This window comes from Arthrobacter globiformis (assembly GCF_046536215.2).
In the GTDB taxonomy this organism is placed as follows: domain Bacteria; phylum Actinomycetota; class Actinomycetes; order Actinomycetales; family Micrococcaceae; genus Arthrobacter; species Arthrobacter globiformis_E.
In genome coordinates this window covers 2,913,477-2,940,286 of sequence record NZ_CM143421.1, presented here as the reverse complement: position 1 = coordinate 2,940,286, position 26,810 = coordinate 2,913,477, and the positions used below count along the sequence as shown (strand labels likewise).

The window sequence follows — 26,810 nt, the reverse complement described above, 5'->3', positions numbered from 1 at the left end:
ATACCACCAGGCTTCGGGCCATAGGCATCCTCTTCCTGTTTGGGACTTATCAAGGAGTAAAAGCATGACTCTTGACATTGAAACTTCTGCTGTTGTGGGTGTTTCGCACCCGTTGGATCCGTTGTCGCGGGGGGAGATTTCCCGTGCGGTGGCGGTGTTGAAGGAGGGCCCTGCTGCGGCGGAGTCGTTCCGTTTTATCAGCGTTGAGCTGCGGGAGCCGTCCAAGGAGGACCTGCGCAATGGTGTGCGGGTGGTCCGTGAGGCGGACGCTGTGCTGGTGGACCGTGCCGCGGCGCGTGCGTTCGAGGCTGTGGTGAACCTGGAGACCGGCACGGTGGAGTCGTGGGTTCAGCTGGCGGAGAATGTCCAGCCGCCGTTCATGCTGGATGAGTTCGCCGAGTGCGAGGAAGCGTGCCGGAAAGACCCGAACGTGATCGCTGCGTTGGCCAAGCGTGGCCTGACGGATCTGGACCTGGTGTGCTTCGAGCCGTGGAGCGTGGGGTATTTCGGTGAGGACAACGAGGGCCGGCGCCTGATGCGTGCCCTGGTCTTCGTCCGGGACGAGGCCGATGACAGCCCGTACGCGCACCCGATCGAGAACTTCATTGTCTTCTATGACCTGAACGCCGGCGAGGTCGTCAAGCTCGAGGACGACCAGGCGATCCCGGTCCCGGCCGCGCGCGGCAACTACCTGCCCAAGTACGTCGGCCCGGCCCGCACGGACCTGAAGCCGATCGAGATCACCCAGCCCGAGGGCGCCTCGTTCCAGGTCACCGGGAACCATGTGCAGTGGGCCGACTGGTCCTTCCGGGTCGGGTTCACCCCGCGTGAGGGCCTGGTCCTGCACCAGCTCAAGTTCAAGGACCAGGGCGTGGAACGCCCGGTCATCAACCGCGCCTCGCTCTCGGAAATGGTCGTCCCGTACGGTGACACCGCCCCGGTCCAGGCGAAGAAGAACGCGTTCGATTCCGGTGAGTACAACATCGGCAACATGGCCAACTCCCTGACCCTGGGCTGTGACTGCCTGGGCGAGATCAAGTACTTCGACGGCAACAGCGTGGACTCCCACGGCAACCCGTGGACCATCGAGAACGCGATCTGCATGCACGAGGAAGACGACTCGATCCTGTGGAAGCACTTCGACTTCCGCGAAGGGACCGCCGAGACCCGCCGGAACCGCAAGCTCGTGATCTCCTTCATCGCCACGGTCGCGAACTACGAATACGCCTTCTACTGGCACCTCTTCCTCGACGGGTCCATCGAGTTCCTCGTCAAAGCCACCGGCATCCTCTCCACCGCCGGCCAGGCCCCCGGTGAGAAGAGCCCGTACGGGCAGTCCCTGAACAACGACGGCCTCTACGCCCCCATCCACCAGCACATGTTCAACGTCCGGATGGACTTCGAAATCGACGGACCCAACAACGCCGTCTACGAAGTCGACATGGAATACCCCGAGCACAACCCGACCCACACCGCGTTCAAGGCCGTGGACCGGCTCCTGGAAACCGAGCAGGCAGCGATCCGCAAGACCGACTCAGCCAAACACCGCTTCTGGAAGATCGTCAACCACGACTCCAAAAACATCGTCGACGAACCCGTCGCCTACCGGCTCATCCCCACCGACGGGATCCAGCTCGCCGCCGGCGACGAGTCCTACGTCTCCAAACGCGCCCAGTTCGCCCGGAACAACCTCTGGGTCACCGCCTACGACCGGACCGAACGCTTCGCCGCCGGCGAATACCCCAACCAGGCCACCGGCGCCGACGACGGACTGCACATCTGGACCCAGAAAGACCGCAACATCGTCGATCAGGACCTCGTCGTCTGGTACACCTTCGGCATGCACCACGTCGTCCGCCTCGAAGACTGGCCCGTCATGCCCCGCCAGAACATCGGCTTCATGCTCGAACCCCACGGCTTCTTCAACCAAAACCCCACCCTCAACCTCCCCACCGAAACCCGCACCACCAACGGCGGACACTGCTCCACCAGCAACGGACACTAACCACACACACGCTCCGCAAAACCAAGAGCCGAAGAACAACCAGCACCACCAACCGGGTCCCCGATGCTGCCCACGGGCAGCACCGGGGACCTACCCCTTTCCCCACCCAAAAAGGGCGTGATCCGCGTGTTCCACCTCCCCGCAATGACCTGGACCCTCACCGCCGTCCTCCTCGCCGGCGGCGCCCTCTGGTTCATCATCCAGGCCGTCGCCCGCCCCGAATACAAACTCCTCTGCGCCGGCACCCAGGGCCGGATCAAATGCGCCTACCACGCCCTCACCATGACCGGCGCCGCCCTCATGATCACCCTCATGACCCACCCCGCCAGCCCCACCAACGGCCAAACAGCCACGCCCATGCCGGCCGGCCACCACGCCATCAACAGGCACAGCAACAACCGCGCCAACCGCACAACCACCACCCCGGCTCAAGGCGCCGCTCCACCCCGCACAGAACACGCCCTCGAAACCCTCAGCGCCACCACCATGGCCCTCATGTTCGCCACCACCGCATAACCGGGCCCAGCCAGAACGACAAACGGCGGCACCCTCTCGGGTGCCGCCGTTTTCGAGTGCTGCCGGGTTCCTAGGCTGTCACCGGAGCCCGTGGTTGTGTGCCAGCGCGATCGCCTCGGTGCGTGAGCCGACGTCGAGCTTCTTGAAGAGGTTCCGCACATGGAACTTGACCGTGTTCTCGCTGATGCCCATTGCCGCGGCGATGGTGCGGTTGCGGTTTCCGGCGGCGAGGTGCTGGAGTACTTCAAGTTCCCGGGCGGCAAGGTTCCACCCGGCGACATCCCCGGCCGGGCGCGTGGGTAGGTCGAGGGGTAGGGAGACGAAGACGTCTGCACCCCAGCCCGGCATGACGTCCATCCGCAGCTGTCCGGTGAGCGCCTGGACCCGGCGGTCGAGGCGGGTGATGCTCGGCGAGTCGGCGGCGAGTGCACCGCGGCCGTCGTCGCGCACGTTGATCAGCAGGTTTTCGCCGTCGCAGTCCCACTGCGTCCGGATTCTGCTGACCTCGGGTTGCTCCATCATGGCCAGCACAAGTCCGCGGACCACTGCCCTTGCCGCGTGGGCGACTTCGCCGGGGAGGGCCCGTCCATTCAGCGGCGGTTCGATGAACTCGGCCTCGATGCCGCTGTAACCGGTCAGCGGCCGCAGGTCCTCGCGCAGGCGTTCGAAGGCCTTGGCAACGGGCTCTTCCACCAGGTCGGTGGTGCGGTCACTGAGGGTGCGGAGCCGGACCAATGCCTTGGCGGTGAGGTCCGTGACGGTGGTGCGGGCGGCTGCGTTGTCCATCGAGGAGGAGCGCAGGGCCGCCAGGAGGGTCTCCAGGGTGGTGGAGTGCAGGTCAGTCAGTTCCGCGGTGACGCGGATGCGTTCGGCTGAGGCCGCCCGGGATTCCAGCAGGTACGACGGCGGCGCATCGGCCACCTTCTCCTGGATCCGACGGGCAGCAAGGCCCCACAGGTACGTCACCAGGTCCAGGCCGGCGTTGTCCCCGGCATCGGCCGGCTGGGGATCCGTGAGGACGAGGAGGGCCTGGCTGGACGCGTGTTTCAGGGCGAGTGCAGGCCGGGATTTGCCGGCCAGCTCGGCTTCGCCGAACCAGGGGGTCTCATCCGAAAGCGTGGCACGGAGGGTGTCCAGTTCGGCGATGGAAACGTGGGAAATGATTTCTTCGGCACCGGCCTTCTTTTGCGGCCGCCCCGTGCAGTCCTCTGTGAAGATAACCAGCGCGCTGCTTCCCAGATAGGGGAGCAAGGCATCACGCAGCCGCTCCGCTATCTGAAGCAACGGGGCATCCGCTACTGCGGCCACGGAATGCAGCAGCGGCCACGGCAGGTCTGAAACGGGCTTATTGGACGCCTTCGTGGGCTGGTCGGTGACTGCGCTCATTCGGACAGTTTACCCACTACCCAGTCCGAAAGTGTAGTAAAAACCGTCAGAAAACAGTGTTACCCCTACCCATTAGTTTCGGAAATATTGGTGGCAACCGGAAAGCATCCGTACGGCCGCCGCAGGCCGACGACCGAATCAAAGGGGATTAATTGTGAATCCGACAGCAACCGCGACGCGTATCGCAGACAACACCACCACACTTGACTGGACGTCCGAGGACCAGCGTGCGGTGGACACCCTCCGGGTTTTGGCCGCCGACGCCGTCGAGAAGGTCGGCAACGGCCACCCCGGCACCGCGATGAGCCTCGCGCCCGCAGCGTACCTTCTGTTCCAGAAGCTGATGCGCCACGACCCGCGCGACCCGGAGTGGATCGGCCGTGACCGGTTCATCCTGTCACCGGGGCACTCCTCGCTGACGCTGTACAGCCAGCTGTTCTTCTCCGGCTACGGCCTGGAACTGAAGGACCTGGAAGCCCTCCGCACGTGGGGTGCGCTGACCCCCGGCCACCCGGAATACAAGCACACCCCGGGCGTGGAAATCACCACCGGCCCGCTGGGCCAGGGCCTTGCCTCCTCGGTGGGCTTCGCGTACTCCCAGCGGCGCCAGCGCGGCCTGTTCGACGCCGATGCTCCCGCCGGCACCAGCCCGTTCGACCACACCATCTGGGTCATCGCTTCCGACGGCGACATCCAGGAAGGCGTGACCTCCGAGGCTTCCTCCCTCGCCGGCCACCAGGAACTCGGCAACCTGGTTGTCATCTACGACGAGAACCACATCTCCATCGAGGACGACACCGACATCGCCTTCACCGAGGACGTCCTGAAGCGCTACGAAGCCTACGGCTGGCACACCCAGCGTGTGGACTGGACCGAGTCGGGCGAGTACGTCGAGGACGTCCAGGAGCTCTACTCCGCACTCCTGGCTGCGAAGGCCGAAACCTCCAAGCCGTCCATCATCTCGCTGCGCACCATCATCGGCTACCCGGCCCCCAAGAAGCAGAACACCGGCAAGATCCACGGTTCGGCCCTTGGCGCGGACGAGGTCGCAGCCCTGAAGGAAGTGCTGGGCTTCGACCCCGCCAAGTCCTTCGAAGTGGACGCCGACGTGCTGGCCCACGCCCGGCGTGTGGTGGACCGCGGCGCGGCTGCCCGCCAGGAATGGGAAGAGTCCTTCTCCGCGTGGCAGTCCGCCAACCCGGAAGCCGCCGCCCTGCTGGAGCGCGTCGAAGCCCGTCAGCTTCCCGCCGGACTCGACGCCGCGCTGCCGGTCTTCGAAGCCGGCAAGGACGTTTCCACCCGCGCCGCCTCCGGCAAGGTCCTGAACGCCATCGGCCCGGTCATGCCGGAACTCTGGGGCGGCTCGGCAGACCTCGCCGAGTCCAACAACACCACCATCGAGGGCTCGCCGTCGTTCATCCCGGCCTCGCGCTCCACTGAAGCGTGGAAGGGCAACCCGTACGGCCGCGTCCTGCACTTCGGTATCCGTGAGCACGCCGCCGCGTCGATCGTGAACGGCATCAGCCTGCACGGCAAGACCCGCGCGTTCTCCGGCACGTTCCTGATCTTCAGCGACTACCAGAAGCCGGCCATCCGCCTCGGCGCGCTGATGGGCGTCCCGTCCATCTATGTGTGGTCGCACGACTCCATCGGACTGGGCGAAGACGGCCCCACCCACCAGCCGGTGGAACAGCTCGCCACCCTGCGTGCGATCGTCGGCCTGGACGTCGTCCGCCCGGCCGACGCCAACGAGGTTGGCGTCGCGTGGAAGACCATCCTGCAGAACCACGAGAACCCGGCCGGCATCGTCCTGACCCGCCAGAACGTCCCGACCTTCGCCCGCGGCGAGGGCGCTGCCCAGGGTGACACCTTCGCCTCCCCGGCAGGTGTGGCCAAGGGCGGCTACGTTCTGGCCGAGGCATCCAAGGGAGGCCAGACGGTAAACCCGCAGGTCATCCTGATCGCCACCGGCTCCGAGGTCCAGCTGGCTGTCCAGGCCCGCGAAGCACTCCAGGCCGAAGGCATCGCCGCCCGCGTGGTCTCCATGCCGTGCGTTGAGTGGTTCAACCAGCAGGACGCCGCCTACCGCGAGGCAGTCCTGCCCGCAGCGGTCAAGGCCCGTGTGTCCGTCGAAGCCGGACTTGCCCTGGGCTGGAAGGAATTCGTCGGCGACGCCGGCCGCTCCGTCAGCCTCGAGCACTACGGCGCATCCGCCGACTACAAGCGCCTGTTCCAGGAATTCGGCATCACCGCAGAAGCAGTAGCGGCCGCCGCCAAGGACTCCCTCGCCGCCGCAGCCAACTAACTCTTGAAGGAAGAAACAAGCCATGACCAACGCAACACCCACCGCACAGCTTTCTGAAGCAGGTCTGTCCATCTGGCTGGACGACCTCTCCCGCGAGCGTCTCGACAGCGGCAGCCTGCAGAAGCTCATCGACCAGAAGAACGTCGTCGGCGTGACCACCAACCCGTCCATCTTCCAGGCCGCGATCACCTCCGGCACGGACTACGACGCCAAGATCGCCGAACTTGCGGCGCAGGGCGCGGGCGTCGAGGAGACGATCTTCGAGATCACGACGACGGACGTCGCCGACGCCTGCGACCTCTTCGCCCCGATCGCCGCCGCCACGAACGGCGTCGACGGCCGCGTCTCCATCGAAGTTGATCCCCGCCTGGCCTGGGACACCGAAGGCACGATCGCCGAAGCCAAGAACCTGTTCAAGAAGGTCGACAAGGACAACGTCCTGATCAAGATCCCCGCCACGCTCGAAGGCCTCGCAGCCATCACCGCGGTCCTGGCCGAAGGCATCAGCGTCAACGTGACCCTGATCTTCTCGCTGGAGCGCTACCGGGCAGTCATCAACGCCTTCCAGGCCGGCCTCAAGCTGGCCAGGGACAACGGCCATGACCTGTCCAAGATCCACTCGGTGGCCTCGTTCTTCGTCTCCCGCGTGGACAGCGAGATCGACAAGCGCCTGGATGCGATCGGCACCGACGCAGCCAAGGCCCTCAAGGGCAAGGCCGGCGTTGCCAACGCCCGCCTCGCCTACCAGGTCTACGAGGAGCTCTTCTCCACCGAACGCTGGGCGGTCCTGGCCGAAGCCGGCGCCCGTCCGCAGCGTCCGCTCTGGGCCTCGACCGGCGTAAAGGACCCGGCCTACCCGGACACCCTGTACGTCACCGAGCTCGTCGCTGCCGGCATCGTCAACACCATGCCGGAGAAGACCCTGGACGCCACCTTTGACCACGGTGTGGTCAAGGGTGACACCATCACGGGCACGTACGGGGAGGCGAACAGGGTCCTCACTGCCCTCGAGCACCTCGGCGTCTCCTACAACAACGTCGTCGCCCTGCTGGAATCCGAAGGCCTGGACAAGTTCGTGGCCAGCTGGAACGAGCTGCTGGCCGACGTCAACAACGCCCTCACTACTGCACGGAAGGCGTCCTAGCCGCCCGGCTATCCGCCATCCGTCGTGACTGCGTGGGGACCCCTTTGGGGGTCCCCACGCAGCTCTCACCCAGATCACTGAAAGGCAGATATCATGTCCGTTTCACCCCTGAATTGCTGCATCAACCCCAGCATCCTCTCGGCCGACTTCGTCAACCTCGAAGCCGAGCTGGCCCGCATCAGCAACGCCGACGCCGTGCACGTGGATGTCATGGACAACCACTTCGTGCCGAACCTGACCATCGGCCTGCCGGTTGTGGAACGGATCCAAAAGGTCAGCCCCGTGCCGCTTGACGCGCACCTCATGATTTCCAATGCCGACCGCTGGGCGCCCCATTTCGCCGACGCCGGCCTCGCCTCCGTGACGTTCCACGTCGAGGCGTCCGACGCCCCCATCAAACTGGCCCGCGAACTTCGCGCACGCGGCTCCAAGGCAGGCATGGCACTGCGCCCGGCCACGCCGGTGGAACCGTACCTGGACATGCTCACCGAACTGGACATGCTGTTGCTCATGACGGTCGAGCCGGGCTTCGGCGGCCAGGCATTCCTGGACGTCGTGCTGCCCAAGATCCGCCGCGCCCGCGCCGCGGTCGAGGGGGCCGGGGTGAACGTGGCCATCCAGGTTGACGGCGGCATCACCGAAGAAACCATCGTCCGCGCCGCAGAGGCCGGCGCCAACGTCTTCGTGGCCGGATCGGCCGTGTACGGCAAGCCGTCTCCCGAGGACGCCATCGAGTCGCTGCGGGCAAAGGGCCAGCTCGCCTTCGGCCCGGCAGCATCGAGCCCCAACAACGTCGTATTCCAGCAAGCCTAAAGGACCACTCATGCGCGTTCATATCGCAACCGACCACGCCGGCATGGAGCTGAGCTCCCACCTCATCACGGCCCTGTCAGCCAGCGGCTACGAGATGGTGGACCACGGTCCTGCCGCCTACGACGCCGAGGATGACTACCCCGCATTCTGCATCAACGCCGCGGCCGCCGTCGTCGCCGACCAGGCCGCGGGCGTGGACGCCCTGGGGATCGTGCTGGGCGGCTCAGGCAACGGCGAGCAGATCTCGGCGAACAAGGTCAAGGGCGTGCGGGCAGCACTGGCCTGGAACCTGGACACGGCCAAACTGGCCCGTCAGCACAACAATGCCAACGTTGTCGCAGTCGGCGGACGCCAGCACAGCGTCGAGGAGGCCACCGAACTGATCAAGGCGTTCCTGGCCGAACCGTTCACCAACGCCGAACGCCACGAACGCCGCATCGGCAAGATCGCCACCTTTGAGTCCACCGGCGAGGTTGTCGAATAACATGCCAATTGCAACCCCAGAGATTTATGCCGACATGATCGACCGTGCCAAGAAGGGCGGCTTCGCGTTTCCGGCGGTCAACGTCACGTCTTCGCAGACCCTGAATGCTGCGTTGCGTGGTTTCGCGGAGGCCGAGTCTGACGGCATTGTGCAGGTTTCCACCGGCGGTGCCGCGTACTGGTCCGGTGCGTCGACGAAGGACATGGTGGCCGGGTCGCTTGGTTTCGCGGCGTTCGCGCGTGAGGTGGCGAAGAACTACAACGTGAACATCGCGCTGCACACGGACCACTGCCCGAAGGACAAGCTGGACGGGTTTGTGCTGCCGCTGCTGGCGGCGTCGGAGGCGGAGGTCAAGGCTGGCCGGAACCCGCTGTTCAACTCGCACATGTGGGACGGTTCGGCCGAGACGCTGCAGGAGAACCTGCGGATCGCCCGTGAGCTGCTGGCCCGCACGGCCGCGGCGAAGATCATCCTCGAGGTCGAGATCGGCACGGTCGGCGGCGAGGAGGACGGTGTGGAGCACGAGATCAACGAGAAGCTCTACACCACGGTGGAAGACGCGCTGGCCACGATCGATGCCCTGGGTGCGGGGGAGAACGGCCGGTACATCACCGCTTTGACGTTCGGGAACGTGCACGGTGTGTACAAGCCGGGCGGGGTGAAGCTGCGTCCGGAGATCCTGAAGGACATCCAGGCCCAGGTGGGTGCGAAGATCGGCAAGGAGAACCCGTTTGACCTGGTGTTCCACGGCGGGTCGGGGTCATCTGACCAGGAGATCGCGGACGCTGTCTCGTACGGCACCATCAAGATGAACATCGACACGGACACGCAGTATGCGTACACGCGTCCGGTGGCGGACCACATGTTCCGCAACTACGACGGCGTCCTGAAGGTCGACGGCGAGGTGGGCAACAAGAAGACCTACGACCCCCGCGTCTGGGGCGCCTCCGCCGAAGCCGGCCTCGCCGCCCGCGTCGTCGAGGCAACCCAGCAGCTCGGCTCCGCAGGCCAAACCTTCTAACCCTGAAAGTGATCACATGAATAACACATCAGCAAACAACGGGCCCGAAGCCGGCGCTGTTTACCGTGTCCACATCGGTACCGATCACGCAGGCCTGGAATTGAGCCGCACGCTGCAGCATGAACTGGCAAGTCTCGGGTTCGACGTCGTGGACCACGGCCCCACCGAGTACGACGCCCAGGACGACTACCCGGCTTTCTGCATCAGTGCCGCCGAGGGCGTCGCCCACGACATCAGCCACAACAGGCCAAGCCTCGGAATCGTCATCGGCGGCTCCGGCAACGGCGAGCAGATCGCGGCGAACAAGGTCAGGGGCATCCGCGCGGCTTTGGTCTGGAACGAGTCAACCGCCCGCCTGGCCCGGCAGCACAACGACGCGAACGTCATCGCCCTCGGCGCCCGCGAGCACACCCCGGAGGAATGCCGCCGGCTCGCGGTCCTCTTCCTGCAGGAGCCTTTCACCCAGGACTCCCGGCACAAGCGCCGCATTGCGCAGATCGCGGACTACGAAACCTGCCTCACCCCGCTGGCATGCGAGATCAGCCGGAAGGACGCGCTGGCACGCATGGAGCGCAACGTGGGAGTCCCGCAACCCGTTTAGCCGGCTGATACCCGGTAGTGAAACCCCAGCCGTTCCTCAACGGCCCAGGCTTCGTAGGACGCCGCCTTCTCGAAAAGGCGGCGTCCTTCTATCGCTGAGCGGATCCAGAGGATCCCGCCGTCGTCCGTCACGTCGTCGACCATCCCGCTGCAAACGGCGACGCCGTGTGCGCGAATCTCCACGCTGGCGCCGCGGAGCAGCCCCCAGTCGTCAATGCGCCGGACGTTGAGCATGCGGCTGAAGCTCATGGCTTTCCTTTCCTACCGGACGTAGTCCGCGCCGGTGATGTCGATGGTGGCTCCGGTGGTGTGCCGGGAGCGGCCCGAGGCCAGGAATGTGATGACTTCGGCCACGTCCTCCGGCGGTGTGACCTCACCGAGCGGCAGGGCGCTGAGCATGGGGTCGTCGGGGGAGATGTGCGCGGAGATGTCGGTGGCCACCCAGCCCGGCGCGACAGCGTAGGCGAGGATATTGTCCTTCGCATAGCCGCGGGCGATGCCCTTTGTGAGGGCGAGCAGCCCGCCCTTCGCCGCACCGTAGGCGAGGTGCTCGGCGTCGTCCCCCCGGTGCGCCGAGCGGCTGGTGACGTTGACGATGATCCCGCCGCCCCGTTCCCGGAACCCCAGGATGGCTTCCCGGCAGAGATCGGCAGGGGCGAGCAGGTTCAGCTCATGGTTGGCCTGCCAGCCCTGCTGCCACGCGGCGTCGTCACCGATGTCCGACGCCAGCCAGGCACCGGCGTTGTTGACCAAAACGTCGACGCCGGCCCGCCAGTCCGCCGCTTCGGTCCAGACCCGCTTGCGCTCGGCCGGGTCCCGAAGGTCCCCCTGGACCAGCTTCACGCGCTCGCCGAGCCGGTCCGCTGTGGCTTGCGCTGAGTCCTTGTCGTTGCCGTAATGCAGCACCACGTGGGCGCCTTCGCGGTGGAATGCCACCGCCGTCGCGCGGCCGATGCCGCGCGAGGCGCCGGTGACCAGGACGGTGCGGCCATCCAGCATGCCGCTCATGCGACTGCCTGCGCGCCGGTGATTTCGACGACGGAGCCGCAGATATACGGCGCCTCGTCCGAGGCGAGGAACGCCACAAGCGCGGCAACTTCCTCGGGCTTGCCGATGCGCCCGAGCGGCACGAGCGCGTCGAGGTCGGCCACGGTGCGGCCACTGCGTGCCAGCCCGGATTCGAGCATCGGGGTGTGGATCTCACCCGGTGCTACGGCGTTGACCCGGATGTTGTCCGGGGCGTAGTCGCGGGCCAGGTTTTTGGTGAACGCGACGACGGCGGCCTTGGACACGTTGTACGCCAGGTGGCCCGGAGCGGGGTAGAGGCCCCACTGGGATGCGGTGTTCACGATGGCGCCGCCGCCGGCCTCGATCATGTACGGGAGGACAGCCCGGCAGAGGTGGAAAAGAGAATCGACGTTGACGGCGAAGGACAGGTCCCAGTCGTTTTCGCTCAGCGAGAGCAGGTCACCGCGCCGGTTGACGCCGGCGTTGTTGACCAGGACGTCGAGCCGGCCCCGCGCGTCGATGATGCGCTGGACCGCGGCCTGCGAGACCTCCGGGTCCAGGAGGTCGAAGACCAGCGGCTCGGCGGAAAGGCCTTCACCAACCAGGGTGTCGGCGATTTCCTTGGCCGCTGCCTCGTTGACGTCGCAGATGAACACGTGGGCGCCCTCGGTGGCGAGGCGCCGGCCGATGGCCGAGCCGATGCCGCCGCCGGCACCGGTGACCAGCGCCGTCTTGCCGCTGAAGCGGCCGGCGAGTCCCGTCGTCGTCATTCCTTCAGCCCTCCAGCGAGAAGATGGTGCGGTGCCAGGGTTTGGCCTGTTCTCCGGTGAGGTCGAACATGACGTGTTTGACGACGGTGTATTCGTCGAAGGAGTAGGTGGACATGTCTTTGCCGAAGCCGGACTGCTTGAGGCCGCCGTGGGGCATTTCGCTGATGATCGGGATGTGGTCGTTGACCCAGACGGCTCCGGCGCGGATTTCGCGGGTGGCGCGCAGGGCGCGGTAGACGTCCTTGGTCCATGCTGAGGCGGCCAGGCCGTAGGGGGTGTCGTTGGCGAGGGTGATGGCTTCGTCGTCGGTGTCGAAGGGGGTGACGGCGAGGACGGGGCCGAAGACTTCGTCGCGGAAGATCTCCGAGTCGGGGGTGGCGTCGGCGATGAGGGTGGGGCGGTAGTAGGAGCCGTTGGCCAGGTCGCCGTCGGGGATGCCGCCGCCGATGACGCGGGCGTAGCTGCGCGCCCGGTCGACCATGCCGGCGACGGTTTCCTGGTGCCTGCGGGAGACGAGCGGGCCGAGGTCCGTGGCGGGATCGGTGGTGGGGCCGAGTTTGACCTTGGCATACAGCGCCGCGACGCCTTCGATGAACTGCTCGTAGAGGGAGCGGTGGACGATGGCGCGGGTGGCGGCGGTGCAGTCCTGGCCGGTGTTGATCAGGGAGGCGGCGACGGCGCCGTGGATCGCGGCGTCCAGGTCGGCGTCGTCGAACACGACGAAGGGTGCTTTGCCGCCGAGTTCGAGGTGGACGCGTTTGGCGGTGGTGGCGGCGGCGTCCAGGACGGTGCGGCCGACGGTCGTGGAGCCGGTGAAGGAGAGCATGTCGACGTCGGGGTGGCGGAGGAGTTCGGCGCCGACGGTGGAGCCGCGGCCGGTGAGGACGTTGATGACGCCGTCCGGGACGCCGGCCTCGGTGGCGGTTTGGGCGAAGAGGAGGGTGGTCAGCGGGGTGATTTCGGCGGGTTTGAGGACGATGGTGTTTCCGGCGGCGATGGCGGGCAGGATCTTCCACGCGGCCATCTGGAGGGGGTAGTTCCAGGGCGAGATGGAGCCGATCACGCCGATCGCTTCGCGGCGGATGGAGGAGGTGTGGTCGGCGGAGTATTCGCCGGTGGCTTTGCCTTCGAGGTTGCGGGCGGCGCCGGCGAAGAAGGCGATGTTGTCGATGGTGCCCGGGACGTCGAATTCGCGGGTCAGGCGGATGGGTTTGCCGGCCTGGCGGGATTCGAGCTGTGCGAATTCTTCGGCGCGCTCTTCCATCAGGGCGGCGAATTTGGTGAGGATGGCGGAGCGTTCGGCCGGGGTTTTGGTGGACCAGGCGGGGAAGGCGTCCCGGGCGGCCTGGACGGCCTGTTTGACCTCGTCGCTGCCGGCAACGCTGAGGGTGGCGATCACGGTGCCATTGGACGGGTCGATGACGTCCACGGTCTCCCCGGTGCTGCCTTCGAGGGTCTTGCCGTTAATGAACTGGCTCACAACTCCTGCTTTCAAGTCGTTTGGAAAGAATGTGTGGTTGGCGCGGCGTGCTTTAGGCGCCGGGGGCCCAGATGTCGCCGACGGTGTAGCCGGCGGGGAAGGGGTCGGTGGGGTCCAGGATCCATTGGCTGTGTCCGGTGACCCAACCCCGCCCCGTGACGGTGGGAAGGGCCGCGTCCCGGCCGCCGACCGTCGTCGTGCCTGTGAGGCGGCCGATGAATTCGCTGCCGATGATGCTGTGGTGCGAGAAGTCCTCCCCGATCTCGAGTTGGCCGCGGGCGTGCAGCGCGGCCATCCGGGCACTGGTGCCGGTGCCGCAGGGGGAGCGGTCCAGCGCCCCGGTCCAGGTGGAGGGGTCGGAGGGGACGAGTTTGCCGTTGGAGAGGACCACGGTGTTGCGGTCCTGCCGGCCCGGGACCCGGTCGCCGGTGTGGAGCATGACCAGGTTCACCCCGGAAATCAGCGGGTTCTCCGGATGGCTGACATGGATCTGTTCCAGGGCGGCCATCTTGATCAGGGCGCCGGCGCGGGCGAGGTCCTTGCCGTTGTCCGGGTGCAGCTCCAACCCGACGTCGGCAACGCGGGCCTGGGCGAAGAACTGTCCGCCGAACACGACGTCGACCGGCACCGTGCCCAGTTCCGGAACCTGGAGCGGGAAGTCGAGTTCGACGACGAACGCCGGGACGTTCACGACGGTCACCGACAGGACTTTGCCCTCATGGACCTTGGCGACCGCCTGCACCGTCCCGACCGCGGTGTCGATCGTGACTGTCGTTTCGGGGCCGCGGGCCGGGACGATGCCGGCCTCCAGGACCGCGGTGACGGCGCAGATCGTGTTGGACCCGGACATCGGGGTGAAGCCGCCCTGTTCCAGGACAACGATGCCGAAATCCGAGCCCTCGTTCACCGGGGGCAGGATGATCACAGAGCACAGGCCCGGGTAGCCGCGCGGCTCATGGAGCATGAGCCGGCGCAGCCAGTCCAGGTGTTCCTTGCAGTACTGCAGCCGCTCCACCATCGTCTCGCCCCGCACCAGCGAGGCGGCGGAGGTCAGGATCCGCCCGGGCTCGCCCTCCGCGTGCACCTCGATCGCGTCCAGGGCGAGCCTGTGGGTAGAGGTTGTGCTGCCGGTGGTGGAGCGGGTGCTCATGCTGCGACTGCCGGGAGGACGCCCGCGTTCTGCAGGATGCCGGCGAAACGCTCACGCTCTTCGGCAGGCAGCGGCAGGATGGGCAGGCGGGCGGGGCCGACGGGGTGGCCGATGAGTTCCAGTCCTGCCTTGATCCCGGCGACGTAGTTGACGGACTCGAGGAAGTCGCTGATGGCCCAGAGGTGCTTCCACAGTTCGCGGGCGCGGACCAGGTCCTTCTGTTCGGCCAGTGCCTCCCAGAATTCGACGGCGAGTTCGGGGACGACGCCCGCGGTGCCCCAGACGGAGGCTTCGGCGCCGGAGGCGATGCCGAAGAACGTCAGGGTGTCCCAGCCGTTGAACGCCTTGATGCTGCCGGTGTGGTTGGCGAGGAGCTCGGCCAGGCCGACGGCGTCGTCGGAGGTGTTCTTGATGTAGTCCACCCCGTCGATCTGGCCGAGTTCGGCGAGTTCGGAGGCGGTCAGGCGGATGCCGGTGGCGCCGGGGACGTTGTAGTACACGATCGGCAGGGTGATTGAGCCGGCGACGGCGGAGAGGAAGGCCTTCAGGGTGGTGAAGTCCAGCGGGTCGTAGAACGGCGGGACGAGCATGATCGCGTCGGCGCCGACGGTTTCGGCGTGCTGGGCGAGGTCGATCGCGGCCTGGGTGGAGAGCGCGCCGATGCCGGCGACGACGGGGATGCGGCCGTCGGCGCCCTTGACGTAAAGCTCGATCACCCGGCGGTACTCGTCCGCGGAGAGGGTGGTGAATTCGCCGGTGGTGCCGGTGGGGACGATGCCGTGGATCCCGGCCGTGACCAGCCGCTCGACCTGGTGCTGCAGGGCTGCCTCGTCGATCGCGGCGCCGTCCTCGGTGAACGGGGTGGTGACGGCGGCGAGGATGCCGCGGAGGTCCTTCTTCGTGCGTGATGACATGTCTTCTGGGTCCTTTCGGGACGTTTATGGAAAATGGGGAGGTCTTAGAGGGCCGGGACCGGCTGCCGGCGTTGGACGCCACTGAAGCGGTCGGCCCTGAAGGGCTGAAGGGTGGGCGCCATGCGGCCGTGCACGATCAGGTCCGTCAGGGCGGCAGCGGTGCCTGGCGCGAGGGTGATGCCCATCATTCCGTGGCCGGTCGAAACATAGGTGTTGTGCAGATGCCCGAGGTGGCCTATGACCGGCAGGCCGTCCGGTGTCATTGGCCGCATGCCGGCCATCGGCGTCGGCTTCGTGGCGGGCGGCTCCCAGTTGCGGAAGTACTTCGCGGGGGCACGCAGGATCGCGTCGACCCGGACCTGGTTGATCTTCTCGTCCAGGCCGCCGAACTCCATCGTGCCGGCAAGGCGCAGGCGTTCGTTGAACGGGGTCACCGCGACCTTCGCGTCCCAAAGGTTCACTGCGCTGCGCAGGCCCAGCGCGGGCACCTCAACGCTGTAGCCCTTACCCGGACGCACGGGCAGCACCACGCCGAACTGCTTCGACAGGTTCCCGCTCCAGGCGCCGGCGGCCAGGACGAAGTTGTCCCCGGTGTAGCGGTTTCCGCCGCTATGCACCGCGGTGACCCGATCCCCGTTCCGCTCCACCGCATCGATCGGTGAGTTCTCGACGATCTTCACGCCCATCGCCACCAGCCGCTTGTGCAGCGCGGCAGCCATTGCGCCCGGATCCACGTGCCGTTCCTGCGGGAAGTAGATGCCGCCAAGGACTCCGTCGGTGAGCAGTGGCTCGTGCTCATGCACGGCGTCCCGGTTCAGCACCCGTGGTTCGCGCCCGTACTGCGACGCCAGATCCAGGTTGTCGATGTGGTGGTCGAAGTTGTCCTGCTCCATGAACGCCATGAGCAGTCCGTCCGTGTGCATTTCGAAGTCCATGCCGTCAGCGCGGTAATCGTCAAAGATCTGGAGGGTGTCGGCGGCGAGGCGGAGATGACCCTCAAACCCGGCGCGCTGGTCCCGGGCGTTGGACTTGCGCCACATCCCGAACATGAACTTCAGGAAGTCGGGCCGGAGTGAGGGCCTGATGTAGAGCGGGCTGTCCGGGCGGAGCATCCACTTCATGGATTTGAGGACGACGCCGGGCCCCGGGACGGGTGCCGATTCGGCCGGGCAAATCCACCCTGCGTTGACCTTCGACGCGCCCAGGCCCGTGGCCCGGGCATCGATGACGGTAACGATCTCGCCCTCGCGGGCGAGGTGGTAGGCCTGCGTCAGGCCGATAACGCCGCCGCCAATTACAACGGTGTGCACTGTAGTTTCCTTTCTTGGCCCGTTTTAACCCGGTTGGGCTAGAAACGGACGGCGTCCACGAACTTCTTGAGGTCTTCGTTGTCGCACTTGTCGAATGCGGCTTCCGGAGTGGCGTTGACGGCGATTTCACCGTTGTGGAAGAACACCACGCGGTCGGCCGCCTTGGAGGCGAAGGCCATGTCATGGGTCACGAGGGCTACCGCGATGCCGTCCTCCTCCTTCAGGCGGCGCAGGACGTCCAGGACCTCGGCCGCAACGGGCGGGTCAAGGGCGGAGGTGATCTCGTCGCAGAGCAGGAGCTTGGGCTTCATCATCAGGGCCCTGGCGATGGCGACGCGCTGCCGTTCACCGCCGGAGAGCCGGGTGGGTTTGCTGAGGATGTGGTGTGCCATGCCCACTTCCGCCAGCGCCGATTCGGCGCGGTCCCGGGATTCGGAGGCGCTGGCGCCGCGGACCTTGCGGGGTGCCAGGACCAGGTTGTCCAGCACGTTCATGTGCGGCCAGAGCGTGTAGGTCTGGAAGACCATGCCGACTTCGGAGCGGACGCTGTCCCATTCCTTGGTGCGCTGCTGTTCGGTGAAAACGGTCTGGCCGTCGACGATGATCTGGCCTTCATCGGGGTCGGTGAGTCCGGCGAGGGCCCGCAGCAGGGTGGATTTGCCGGAACCGGACTTGCCGATGATGACGGTGATGTCGCCCTTGTTCATCTGGAAGTCGACGTTCTTGAGGATCTGCCGGGGACCGAAGCTCTTCTGGAGGCCGCGGGCCTCCACCAGTACCTGCCCGCTGCCGGTGCGGCCCGCGATCTGCTCCAGAGTTGTCATCTGGGTGCCCTTCCGTTCGCTTCCATCATTGTCCTTCTGCTGGCGGGTGGAAAGCTGCGTGCTGGATGCCGAATGGCTCATGCCGGCACCGCCGTCCGGGAGTCTTTTGCCGGTGAGCTCGGCGTCCCCGTGCCTGTCGTCCGGGACCCGGGCATCATGCGGGAGACGAGTTTCCGGGACGGCGGGGCACCCATTCCGGAGCTGTTCTGCATCCGGCGTTCCAGGGCGCTCGTTGCCAGGGATACCGGGAAGGCGATCGCGAAGTAGACGAAGGCCGCCAGGGTGAAGACTTCCAGGGACCGGTACGTCTGCGAGGAGATGGTGTTGGAGATGAACATCAGGTCCGCGACGGCGATGGTGGAGACGAGTGCCGTGTCCTTGAACAGCGAGATGTTCAGGGACAGGATCACCGGAAGCTGCTGGCGCAGGGCCTGCGGGACGATGATGTAGCGAAGCTGCTGGAAGCGGCTCAGCTGGAGCATCCGCCCGGCCTCGACCTGTTCCACGGGCACGGACTGGAATCCGCTGCGGTAGGCCTCGGCCATGAAAGCCGTGAGGTTGGCCGTCAGTGCGATGACTGCCGAGACCTCGCCGGGAAGGGTGACCCCGGTCAGCGCCGGCATCGCGTAGAAGATCCAGAACAGCTGGACCAGCAGGGGTGTGCAGCGGAAGACCTCGATGTAGGCCTGGGCGGCCCAGCGGATGACCTCGATCTTGGACATGCGTCCCACGGCCACGGGGACTGCCAGGACCATGCTGATGGCAATGGTGATGAGTGTGATCTGGACGGTGATTCCGAGGCCCTGCACCATTGCAGGTACTGCCCGGGCAACCACGTCCCAGTCGAAGTTGTAGTTCATGATGTCTTGGCTCCTTGCCGGGTGACTTCTTGCCAGATCATTTCCTGGCAGGTCACTTCTTCTGGAGGTCGCCGAGGTTGTCCACCTCGAAGTAGTTGACCTTGGAGTAGGCCTGGGCGAGTTTGCCGCTCTTCTGTGCGCGCTCGATGGCGATGTTCACAATTTGCATTGAACGGGCGTCGACGGTGGCGGGTACGCCATAGGCTGCGGTGCCTGAGTAGATCTCCGGGTCCGGGACGACGATCTTCAGGGTCTTGTCTGCCTGGGCCTGGGATTCAGCGGTGGGAAGGTCCGTGAATTCGGCGACCGCACGGCCGGCCTGGATGGCGGAGATGGCGTTCGAGTAGGAATCCATGGGCATGATCTTGGACGTGAGGCCCTTCAGCGTCGCTTCCGGGGCTGCGCCCTGGGCGGTGGCGATCTGGCCGCCGCTCTGGATGATCTGGTCAGAGGTGGTGTGCGGCGAGTTGGCCTTCACCACGAACACGCCGGGGTACTCGTAGACGGGGTTCGTGAAGGAGATCGCCAGTGACCGCTCCACGGTGTAGTCCAGGTTGGCTGCGAAGTCGTAGCGGTTGGCCTGCAGGCCGGCCACGATGTTCTTCCATTCCGCGGCCACCGGCACCAGCTTCACGCCGAGCTGCTTGGCCAGTTCCTCCAGCGGAATGAGGTTGGGGCCGCCCAGCGTGCCGTCGGCCTGCTGGACAGTCATGGGCGGAGCGATTGCAACGCCGACGCGGAGTTCGCCGCGCTTCTTGATTTCCTCGATGAACGTGCCCTGCGCCGAGCCGGTGGAAGCGGCCGCGCTGTTGCCGCGGAAGCCGCTGCCGAAGAAGCCTGCGGCTGCGGACAGAACGGCGATGGCGAGGACAGCAAGGACGATCTTGCTTGTTTTGGTCATTTTTAAACCCTCTTTACGGGAATGGGGTTACCGGGCCGGGAGGCATCAAGGGGCCATCCGCAGCTCGAAGGAAATTTGTGGCCGGCTGCCCGGGGGCTGCCGTTGGGGAGGTGAGGGACGACGTTTGCATTGGGCCGTCGTCGTGGTTTGGTTGTTTTATTGTCAAACAATCTGCTTGCTGGTTCAACAGTAGCGTTGTGACCCCTGCCACGTCCAGTACTTTTTCCGCGGACCTTGCGTTAGGCGGAAATATTGCGGCAGGAATTACGACGGCGGCACTCGCCGCGCTGCTCTGGGTGCAGGCAACAGCCATGAGCAGGCCTCCAACGGCGCTTACCCCTGGGCTGGACCCACGCCACCGAGCTGGCAGAAATCGGCAATGCCGACTATCCGCCCAACGAACCAAAACCCCCACCCTTCTGGCAGGGCGGGGGTTCGGGTGATTCAGCTGTGCGTTCGCGCTGGACCGCGGCAGCTCAGTCCAGGGCGAAGACCTGGCCGGTCTGGATACCTTCGACGGACTTCACGTAGGCGCGGCCAACCTCGTCGGCGGGCACCTGCGAGAAGCCGGGGAAGAACTCGTGATAGCCGGAAGCCTCGGCCAGGACTGTGGGGCTGACGGCGTTGATCCGGATGCCCCGGGGGAGTTCGGCGGCGGCAGCCATCACGAACGACTCGAGCGCGCCGTTGGCCAGCGATGCCGCGGCGCCGGTCAGGATGGGCTCGCGGGCGAGGACACCGCTGGTCAGCGTGAAGGAGCCGCCGTCGGCAATGTACTCGGCGCCGAGCTGCACCAGGTTGACCTGGCCGAGGACCTTGTCCTCAAAGCCGGACCGGAAGTCCTTGTCCGTGAGCTCAGCCAGCGGCTTGAAGGGTACCGACCCCGTGCAGGAGATAACGGCATCCACGGTGCCCACCTGATCGAACATGCGCCGGATCGAGTCGGGTTCGGCCAGGTCCACGCTGATGTCGCTCGAACGGGATGCTTCGATAACTTCGTGCCGTCCCTTGAGGGCTGCGACCGCTGCGGATCCGAGCAGGCCGTTCGCGCCAACGATGAGAATCTTCATGGGCTGATGCTCCTTCTACTTCTTATCCGACTGGGGTGCGTCCGCACGTTGCTTGTCCAGCAGCGCGATGAGTTCCTTCGCGCTGTCGATCGTGTGTTCCTTGAAGGCCTTCCGGATGACCTCGAGGTCCTTGGTTCGGATAGCCTTCACCAGCTTCTCGTGCACGCGGTGGGCGCGGACGGGGTCCGCGCGCGTGGCCTGGTCCTGGGCGAGGATGATGGTGACGTGGGCTTCGGTAACCGGCCAAAGACGCAGCAGCAGCGCGTTCTCGGAGGCGGCCCACAGCTTGCGGTGGAAGGCCACGTGGCTTTCGTGCCGCACCACAGGATCGGGGTCCATCTCCACGCGGCTGTATTCGGCCCAGCTTTCCTCAACCATGCGCATGCGGCGCCCGGTCTCGTCTTCAATGATCGCGGCGACGGCGAGCATGTCCAGGGCCATGCGGGTGTTCGCCAGGTCCATGATGGCGGTCGTATCCAGCGTGGCCACGCGGAGCCCGCGGTAGGGTTCCTGCACCAGGAGGCCCTCCTGCGCCATCTGGTTCAGTGCCTCGCGGACCGTGGGCCTGCTGACGTTGAGCCATTCGGAGAGTTGGACTTCCGTCAGCTTTTCGCCGGGCTTGATGGTGCCGAGCACCACCGCGCGGCGGATTTCGTTGACCACGCCGTCCCGGCGGGAAACAGAGGCCACGGGCGACATTCTCACAGGCAGGGATATCGGCTCGGGTGACAGGTGCGTTTCCGCCATGCGCTTCCCCAATTGCTAGTTTCTGGTCTGCCTTGCTTTGCAGATTGTCTGACAAAGCCTACCGGCTACGCGCGCGCGCGTAAATGGGGCGGCGGGAGTTTTCGCTGCGGGGCCTTGCGGGCGTGGTCAGCCGTTCCGGCCCGGCAGCCACAGCGACGGTGCGCCGGCGACCGCCGGCATGACGCTTCCCTGCCCCACGAACCGCGGGGCCGGACCGGATGCCGGGGCCGGGCCGGGTGCCGGGTCCGGGCCGGGCGCTGAGCCGGAGGCGGCCGGCTCGGACGCCAGCGGGTACCACCACCCTGTCTGGGGGCAGTGCTCGCCGGTGCGGACCGCAGCCCGGCTCGGGACGGCGGCGGTGGCGGCAATGGAGACGGCGGCGGGACGGCGTCGTTTCATGGAGGCTCCTCTTTACAAGACACTCAGGTGGGGTGGCTGGTGACATCACCGTAGGACCGCACCGGCCGCCGTCGGGCGTATACATATGTCGATCCGTACCTCCGGGGCGTGACAAATGTAGGGCGCTGGCCGCCTCGCGGCCCAACTACCGTGGCTAGCAAGCCGCTCCGGCGCCCCTGCCAACAACCCTGAAAGCGAGAAGCAGCGTGTCAGAAAACAGCGTTTCAGAGAACCAGGAACTTCCCGTACTGTCCCACTGGATCGGCGGAGAAGAAGCCATCTCCTCGGGTGATCGCACCGCGCCGGTCTTCGACCCCGCCCGCGGCATCGAGACCAAGCGCGTGGCCCTTGCCAACGCCGGCGACATTGAGGCCGCCATCTCCTCCGCGCAAAAGGCCTTCCCGGCCTGGCGCGACCTGTCCATCACCAAGCGCCAGCAGATCATCTTCCGCTTCCGCGAGCTGCTGAACGAGCGCAAGGGCGAGCTGGCACAAATCATCACTGCCGAGCACGGCAAAGTGGTCTCCGACGCGCTGGGCGAAATCACCCGCGGCCTGGAGGTCGTGGAACTGGCCACCGGCTTCCCGCACCTGATCAAGGGCGAGCACTCCGAGAACGTCTCCAGCGGCGTGGACGTGTACTCCACGAAGTCGCCGCTTGGCGTGGTCGGCATCATCAGCCCGTTCAACTTCCCCGCGATGGTACCGCTGTGGTTCCTCCCGATCGCCATCGCCGCCGGCAACGCCGTGGTCCTGAAGCCCAGCGAAAAGGACCCGTCGGCGGCTAACTGGCTCGCCGAGCTGTTCACCGAGGCGGGGCTGCCGGACGGCGTCTTCAACGTCCTGCACGGCGACAAGGAAGCCGTCGACGGCCTCCTGGAGCACCCGGACGTGAAGGCCATCTCCTTCGTCGGCTCCACCCCGATCGCCCAGTACATCTACGAGACCGCAGCCCGCAACGGCAAGCGTGTCCAGGCCCTCGGCGGCGCCAAGAACCACATGCTGGTCCTGCCCGACGCCGACCTCGACCTGACCGCCGACGCCGCCATCAACGCCGGCTTCGGTTCCGCCGGCGAACGCTGCATGGCCATCAGCGTCCTGGTCGCCGTCGAACCCGTCGCCGACGCCCTGATCGAAAAGATCACCTCCCGCATGTCCACGCTGCGGATCGGCGACGGCCGCCGCAACTGCGACATGGGCCCTCTGGTCACCAGGCAGCACCGCGACAAGGTGGCCTCCTACATCGACGTCGCCATCGAGGACGGCGCCAAGGTGGTGGTGGACGGCCGCGGCATCAACGTTGACGGCGACGAGAACGGCTTCTGGCTTGGCCCCACCCTGATCGACGACGTCCCGGTCACCTCCCGCGTCTACACGGAAGAGATCTTCGGCCCCGTGCTGGCCGTGGTCCGCGTCCGCAGCTACGAGGAGGGCCTGGACCTGATCAACTCCGGCGCCTTCGGCAACGGCACCGCCATTTTCACGAACGACGGCGGAGCCGCCCGCCGCTTCCAGAACGAGGTCGAGGTGGGCATGGTCGGCATCAACGTGCCCATTCCGGTCCCCGTGGCCTACTACTCCTTCGGCGGTTTCAAGGACTCGATCTTCGGCAGCTCCAAGGCGTACGGCCTGCAGGGCTTCCAGTTCTACACGCGCGAGAAGGCCATCACCTCCCGCTGGCTCGACCCCAGCCACGGCGGCATCAACCTCGGCTTCCCGCAGAACTGATGGAGCGTTGGGGGAAACCCCGCAGGATGTGAAAGAGCGTTGGGGGAAACCCCGCAGGATCTGAGAGAGCGTTGGTGGGGGGGGCCGCCCCGTCCCAACGCTCTTTCACTTAATACCGGTTTCCGGCGGACGCTCTATCACTTATTACCGATTTCCCCTGACGCTCTATCACTAATTACCGGTTTCCGGCGGACGCTCCCGCACTTGGGCCTCTTCGAGGAACTGCACCGCGGCGAACAGCTCCAGCCGGTCGCGCATGCCGTCCAGGTTCAGCCCGAGGATCCTGCCGGCGGCATCCACCCGGTTCCGCAGGGTGTGGCGGTGGACGCCGAGACGCCGGGCTGTCTTGTCCCACACACAGTCGTTCGCGAACCACTCCCTTACCGTGGCCAGCAGCTCCGTCTGCTCGGCCGCGTCGTGCGCGATGAGAGGCTGCAACAGTCCGCGTGCCACGGGTCCCGCCTTTTCCTCGCGCAGCAAACCCAGCATCCCGCCGTCGGACAATTCGGAAAATTCGACGGCGGTCCTCCCCAACTCCGCAGCGCGCCCCAGTGCGCGGCTGGCTTCCTCAAGGGCGCCGGAGAGCCTCTCCATGGACGTTTCGGAAGAAACGCCGCAGGCACCGTGGCGCTGCAGCAGTTCCAGGACCTTGTCCTGGTGCTGCCGGCCGGCCAGGACCACCAAAAGGTCGCCGCGGAGCGCATAAAACACGGCGCCCCGGTAGTCGTCGGCGAGCAGTTCGAGCGCCTCGAGCAGGTTCGGGGCCGGGTTCTCCTGCCGCGAGGCGGTGACCAGCAACGGTTCCCGCGGCAGCTGTCCCCACACCTGACGGGCCGTCCTGACCGCGACGTCGGTGCTGCCCGCCAGCAGCTGCTCGAAGACACCCGCGCGGAGATGACGGCGGGCGGTGTCCAGGGTGCGGGCCTGCTCAAGCGCCAGGCTGGCGAGGCCGATCACGCTGTTGACGATGTCCGTCCTGGCCGGGTCCAGGGGCTCGATGGCGCCCAGGGCCAGAGCGCCGCGGAGGCTGCCCTTCCGGCCAAGCGTCTGCAGAGTCACCGACTGGCCGCCGATGTCCAGGTGCGAGGCGGAACGCGTCCCCAGGTCCAGGGCTTTGCGGACCTTCGCCGTGACCTCGGCGGCGATGTCAGAGGGAACCGGACGGTTCCTGGGCATCCGGACGTAGTTGCCTGCTGCGTCATAGAGCGCCACCCAGCTGTGCAGTTGGCGTTCCAGCTCCCCGAGGATCGAGGTCAGCCCGTCCGGGCGGAGGGCGGCGCGGGAGATGGCGCGCTGCGCCTGCAGCGACCATTCCGCCCGGGCATGCTCTTCCTTGGCCAGATAGTCGGCCACCATACGGATGATCGCAATGAACGGCGTCCGGTCGGGAACCTCCAGCAGCGGCAGCCCGTGGTTCAGGCAGGCTTCCTCCAGCGCCGGCGGCAGCGTCCCGTGGATCACCTGCGTGGCGAAGCCCAGGCCCGCGATGCCGTGCCCCACGAGGCGCTCCACGTACTCCTCGTAGATGGAGCCGTTGGGCACGTCCAGCGGAAACTGGGTCCCGTCGGTGAGCAGCAGCTGACCGGCGTCGAGGAACGGCGTGGGGTCGGCGAGGTCTGAGCTGTGGACCCAGGAAACCGGTTCGTCGAGCTGGGCAGAGCCGGGTTCGGGCGCCACGAGGCGAAGCTTCAGCGCGCGGCTGCGGAGGAGGACGTTCAGGCTTGGCGGCATGCCGGACCCCTAGGATGTGAAAACGTCGAATGGGATTGGACTGATTGTACAAAGGTATATGGGGTCGCAGTGCGCGTGGACCGGATGATGAAGGAACTCCCCAATCCATCCACCGAGAGGAACCGTCATGGTCGCCAGCCAGGCAATCCTGGACTCCGCAGTCACCAACACTGTCTCCAATGCCGACGTCGTCGCCCTGGACCGGGCGAACGTCTTCCACTCCTGGTCGGCGCAGAAGTCCCTAAACCCGATGGCCATCGCGGGCGGGGCCGGCAGCACGGTCTGGGACCACGACGGCAACACGTACCTGGACTTCTCCAGCCAGCTGGTGAACACCAACATCGGACACCAGCACCCCAGGGTCATCGCGGCCATCGCGCAGCAGGCAACGAGCCTGGCCACCGTGGCGCCGGCGCACGCCAACCACGTCCGCGGAACGGCTGCGGCCAAGATCCTGTCCCACGCCCCTGCCAACATGGAGAAGGTCTTCTTCACCAACGGCGGCGCGGACGCGAACGAGAACGCCATCCGCATGGCCCGCCTGCACACCGGCCGGGATAAGGTCATCTCGCGCTACCGCTCGTACCACGGCAACACCGGTTCGGCGATCGTTGCCACCGGCGACTGGCGCCGCATTCCCAACGAGTACGCCCGCGGCCACGTTCACGTCTTCGGCCCCTACCTCTACCGCTCCGAGTTCTGGGCGGAGACCCCGGAACAGGAAACCGAGCGCGCCCTGCACCACCTGCGCCGCGTCATCCAGGCCGAGGGGCCGCAGTCGGTCGCCGCGGTCCTGCTGGAAACCGTCCCCGGCACGGCAGGCGTCCTGGTGCCGACGCCGGGCTACCTCGAAGGTGTCCGTGCGCTGTGCGTTGAGTACGGCATCGTGATGATCCTGGACGAGGTCATGGCCGGCTTCGGACGCACCGGCGACTGGTTCGCCCTCGACGCGTTCAACGTCACCCCGGACCTCATCACCTTCGCCAAGGGCGTGAACTCCGGCTACGTCCCCGTGGGCGGCGTCATCATCTCCGGCGAGATCGCAGCCACCTTCGACGAGCGCGTCTTCCCCGGCGGCCTCACGTACTCCGGCCACCCGCTTGCCGCCGCCTCCGTCGTCGCGTCCATCGAGGCGTTCGAGGAGGAGGACATCGTCGGCAACGCCGCACGGATCGGCCGCGACCACCTCGAGCCCGGCCTTCGTGCGCTGGCCGAGCGGCACGGCGTCATTGGTGAGGTCCGCGGCCGCGGCGTGTTCTGGGCGCTGGAACTCGTCCAGGACCGCGCCACCCGTACGCCGGTTCCCGCCGAGTACATGGGACGCCTCAAGGCCGAACTGCTGCGCCTCGGTCTGCTGCCCTTCTTCGCCGACAACCGCATCCACGTGGTTCCGCCCGCCGTCGTGACGCCCGAGGAAGTGGCCACGGCCCTGGACATCTACGACCAGGCGCTGACCGCCGTCGAACTCTAACGAGGGAGGAGTTTTTGTCCATATATCGCGACTTAGAGGGCCTTTAGAGGCCATTATCTGGACAAAAACTCGGGAGACTAAGGCAAGTACGACGCCGGCCGGTCACTTTTCGTGGTGACCGACCGGCGCCGGGTTTTATCAAGAGCCGAACTGGGCGGGGCCGGCGTGGCGGTG

The 26,810-nt window shown here is 66.4% G+C and carries 25 protein-coding genes; 10 read left to right on the top strand and 15 right to left on the bottom strand.

Going from position 1 to position 26,810, the window contains the following annotated elements; translation table 11 throughout:
* Nucleotides 1-64 precede the first annotated feature (64 nt).
* Together R5O87_RS13200 and R5O87_RS13195 are read left to right on the top strand one after the other, a co-directional pair.
* On the top strand, nucleotides 65-2,005 hold the full coding sequence (locus R5O87_RS13200) for a primary-amine oxidase (RefSeq protein WP_462836302.1): 1,941 nt from the start codon (nucleotides 65-67) through the stop codon (nucleotides 2,003-2,005).
* A gap of 126 nt (nucleotides 2,006-2,131) precedes the next feature.
* Nucleotides 2,132-2,521, top strand: a complete 390-nt coding sequence (locus R5O87_RS13195; protein ID WP_462836301.1) for a DUF5134 domain-containing protein — start codon at nucleotides 2,132-2,134, stop codon at nucleotides 2,519-2,521.
* Between the two features lie 78 nt (nucleotides 2,522-2,599).
* On the opposite strand, the gene R5O87_RS13190 is transcribed toward R5O87_RS13195, so the two are convergent.
* A complete protein-coding gene (locus R5O87_RS13190; protein WP_410558014.1) occupies nucleotides 2,600-3,907 on the bottom strand; it encodes a helix-turn-helix transcriptional regulator in 1,308 nt (435 codons plus the stop codon).
* A gap of 154 nt (nucleotides 3,908-4,061) precedes the next feature.
* Here R5O87_RS13190 and tkt point away from each other — a divergent pair, with 154 nt between their 5' ends.
* The 6 genes from tkt to R5O87_RS13160 all read left to right on the top strand — a co-directional run bounded on the left by tkt (nucleotide 4,062) and on the right by R5O87_RS13160 (nucleotide 10,275).
* The gene (tkt, locus tag R5O87_RS13185; RefSeq protein ID WP_410558016.1) at nucleotides 4,062-6,212 is read left to right on the top strand and encodes a transketolase; all 2,151 of its coding nucleotides are present in this window, start codon (nucleotides 4,062-4,064) and stop codon (nucleotides 6,210-6,212) included.
* A gap of 22 nt (nucleotides 6,213-6,234) precedes the next feature.
* Nucleotides 6,235-7,356, top strand: coding sequence for a transaldolase (gene tal, locus R5O87_RS13180; protein ID WP_410558017.1), 1,122 nt, complete (start codon nucleotides 6,235-6,237; stop codon nucleotides 7,354-7,356).
* 93 nt (nucleotides 7,357-7,449) lie between these two features.
* Nucleotides 7,450-8,169, top strand: coding sequence for a ribulose-phosphate 3-epimerase (rpe, locus tag R5O87_RS13175; RefSeq protein ID WP_410558019.1), 720 nt, complete (start codon nucleotides 7,450-7,452; stop codon nucleotides 8,167-8,169).
* A 10-nt stretch (nucleotides 8,170-8,179) separates the two neighbouring features.
* Nucleotides 8,180-8,653, top strand: coding sequence for a ribose-5-phosphate isomerase (locus tag R5O87_RS13170; protein WP_410558020.1), 474 nt, complete (start codon nucleotides 8,180-8,182; stop codon nucleotides 8,651-8,653).
* 1 nt (nucleotide 8,654) lies between these two features.
* Complete coding sequence (gene fbaA, locus R5O87_RS13165) at nucleotides 8,655-9,674, top strand: class II fructose-bisphosphate aldolase (protein ID WP_410558022.1); 1,020 nt, start codon at nucleotides 8,655-8,657, stop codon at nucleotides 9,672-9,674.
* 16 nt (nucleotides 9,675-9,690) lie between these two features.
* Complete coding sequence (locus R5O87_RS13160) at nucleotides 9,691-10,275, top strand: ribose-5-phosphate isomerase (RefSeq protein ID WP_410558023.1); 585 nt, start codon at nucleotides 9,691-9,693, stop codon at nucleotides 10,273-10,275.
* Here the strand turns inward: R5O87_RS13160 and R5O87_RS13155 are convergent.
* The 13 genes from R5O87_RS13155 to R5O87_RS13095 form a co-directional block, all read right to left on the bottom strand.
* Nucleotides 10,272-10,523 (bottom strand): hypothetical protein, encoded by a 252-nt coding sequence (locus R5O87_RS13155; protein WP_410558024.1) that lies wholly within the window; start codon nucleotides 10,521-10,523, stop codon nucleotides 10,272-10,274. The genes R5O87_RS13160 and R5O87_RS13155 overlap by 4 nt on opposite strands.
* A 12-nt stretch (nucleotides 10,524-10,535) precedes the next feature.
* Nucleotides 10,536-11,282: an SDR family NAD(P)-dependent oxidoreductase gene (locus tag R5O87_RS13150; protein WP_410558025.1), complete on the bottom strand. Its 747-nt coding sequence runs from the start codon at nucleotides 11,280-11,282 to the stop codon at nucleotides 10,536-10,538.
* Nucleotides 11,279-12,052: an SDR family NAD(P)-dependent oxidoreductase gene (locus tag R5O87_RS13145; RefSeq protein ID WP_410558026.1), complete on the bottom strand. Its 774-nt coding sequence runs from the start codon at nucleotides 12,050-12,052 to the stop codon at nucleotides 11,279-11,281. The genes R5O87_RS13150 and R5O87_RS13145 overlap by 4 nt, the downstream gene beginning before the upstream one ends.
* 4 nt (nucleotides 12,053-12,056) lie before the next feature.
* Nucleotides 12,057-13,532, bottom strand: coding sequence for a gamma-aminobutyraldehyde dehydrogenase (locus tag R5O87_RS13140; RefSeq protein WP_410558027.1), 1,476 nt, complete (start codon nucleotides 13,530-13,532; stop codon nucleotides 12,057-12,059).
* Between the two features lie 52 nt (nucleotides 13,533-13,584).
* On the bottom strand, nucleotides 13,585-14,682 hold the full coding sequence (locus R5O87_RS13135; RefSeq protein ID WP_410558028.1) for a proline racemase family protein: 1,098 nt from the start codon (nucleotides 14,680-14,682) through the stop codon (nucleotides 13,585-13,587).
* Nucleotides 14,679-15,596, bottom strand: a complete 918-nt coding sequence (locus R5O87_RS13130) for a dihydrodipicolinate synthase family protein (protein ID WP_410558029.1) — start codon at nucleotides 15,594-15,596, stop codon at nucleotides 14,679-14,681. The genes R5O87_RS13135 and R5O87_RS13130 overlap by 4 nt, the downstream gene beginning before the upstream one ends.
* A 44-nt stretch (nucleotides 15,597-15,640) precedes the next feature.
* On the bottom strand, nucleotides 15,641-16,906 hold the full coding sequence (locus tag R5O87_RS13125; RefSeq protein ID WP_410558030.1) for an NAD(P)/FAD-dependent oxidoreductase: 1,266 nt from the start codon (nucleotides 16,904-16,906) through the stop codon (nucleotides 15,641-15,643).
* A gap of 38 nt (nucleotides 16,907-16,944) precedes the next feature.
* The gene (locus tag R5O87_RS13120) at nucleotides 16,945-17,811 is read right to left on the bottom strand and encodes an amino acid ABC transporter ATP-binding protein (RefSeq protein WP_410558032.1); all 867 of its coding nucleotides are present in this window, start codon (nucleotides 17,809-17,811) and stop codon (nucleotides 16,945-16,947) included.
* The gene (locus tag R5O87_RS13115; RefSeq protein ID WP_410558033.1) at nucleotides 17,808-18,590 is read right to left on the bottom strand and encodes an amino acid ABC transporter permease; all 783 of its coding nucleotides are present in this window, start codon (nucleotides 18,588-18,590) and stop codon (nucleotides 17,808-17,810) included. The genes R5O87_RS13120 and R5O87_RS13115 overlap by 4 nt, the downstream gene beginning before the upstream one ends.
* Before the next feature lie 52 nt (nucleotides 18,591-18,642).
* Entirely contained in the window at nucleotides 18,643-19,491 is an 849-nt protein-coding gene (locus R5O87_RS13110) for a substrate-binding periplasmic protein (RefSeq protein WP_410558034.1), read from the bottom strand.
* Between the two features lie 476 nt (nucleotides 19,492-19,967).
* Entirely contained in the window at nucleotides 19,968-20,561 is a 594-nt protein-coding gene (locus R5O87_RS13105; RefSeq protein ID WP_410558035.1) for a short chain dehydrogenase, read from the bottom strand.
* Between the two features lie 15 nt (nucleotides 20,562-20,576).
* Entirely contained in the window at nucleotides 20,577-21,260 is a 684-nt protein-coding gene (locus tag R5O87_RS13100; RefSeq protein ID WP_410558076.1) for a GntR family transcriptional regulator, read from the bottom strand.
* A gap of 174 nt (nucleotides 21,261-21,434) precedes the next feature.
* Nucleotides 21,435-21,707, bottom strand: coding sequence for a hypothetical protein (locus R5O87_RS13095; protein ID WP_410558036.1), 273 nt, complete (start codon nucleotides 21,705-21,707; stop codon nucleotides 21,435-21,437).
* Nucleotides 21,708-21,913: 206 nt separating this feature from the next.
* On the opposite strand from R5O87_RS13095, the gene R5O87_RS13090 reads away from it, so the two are divergent.
* A complete protein-coding gene (locus tag R5O87_RS13090) occupies nucleotides 21,914-23,434 on the top strand; it encodes a CoA-acylating methylmalonate-semialdehyde dehydrogenase (protein WP_410558037.1) in 1,521 nt (506 codons plus the stop codon).
* 171 nt (nucleotides 23,435-23,605) lie between these two features.
* On the opposite strand, the gene R5O87_RS13085 is transcribed toward R5O87_RS13090, so the two are convergent.
* A complete protein-coding gene (locus tag R5O87_RS13085; protein WP_410558038.1) occupies nucleotides 23,606-25,165 on the bottom strand; it encodes a PucR family transcriptional regulator in 1,560 nt (519 codons plus the stop codon).
* A 127-nt stretch (nucleotides 25,166-25,292) separates the two neighbouring features.
* On the opposite strand from R5O87_RS13085, the gene R5O87_RS13080 reads away from it, so the two are divergent.
* Nucleotides 25,293-26,636, top strand: coding sequence for an aspartate aminotransferase family protein (locus tag R5O87_RS13080; RefSeq protein WP_410558039.1), 1,344 nt, complete (start codon nucleotides 25,293-25,295; stop codon nucleotides 26,634-26,636).
* The last annotated feature ends 174 nt before the right edge of the window (nucleotides 26,637-26,810 follow it).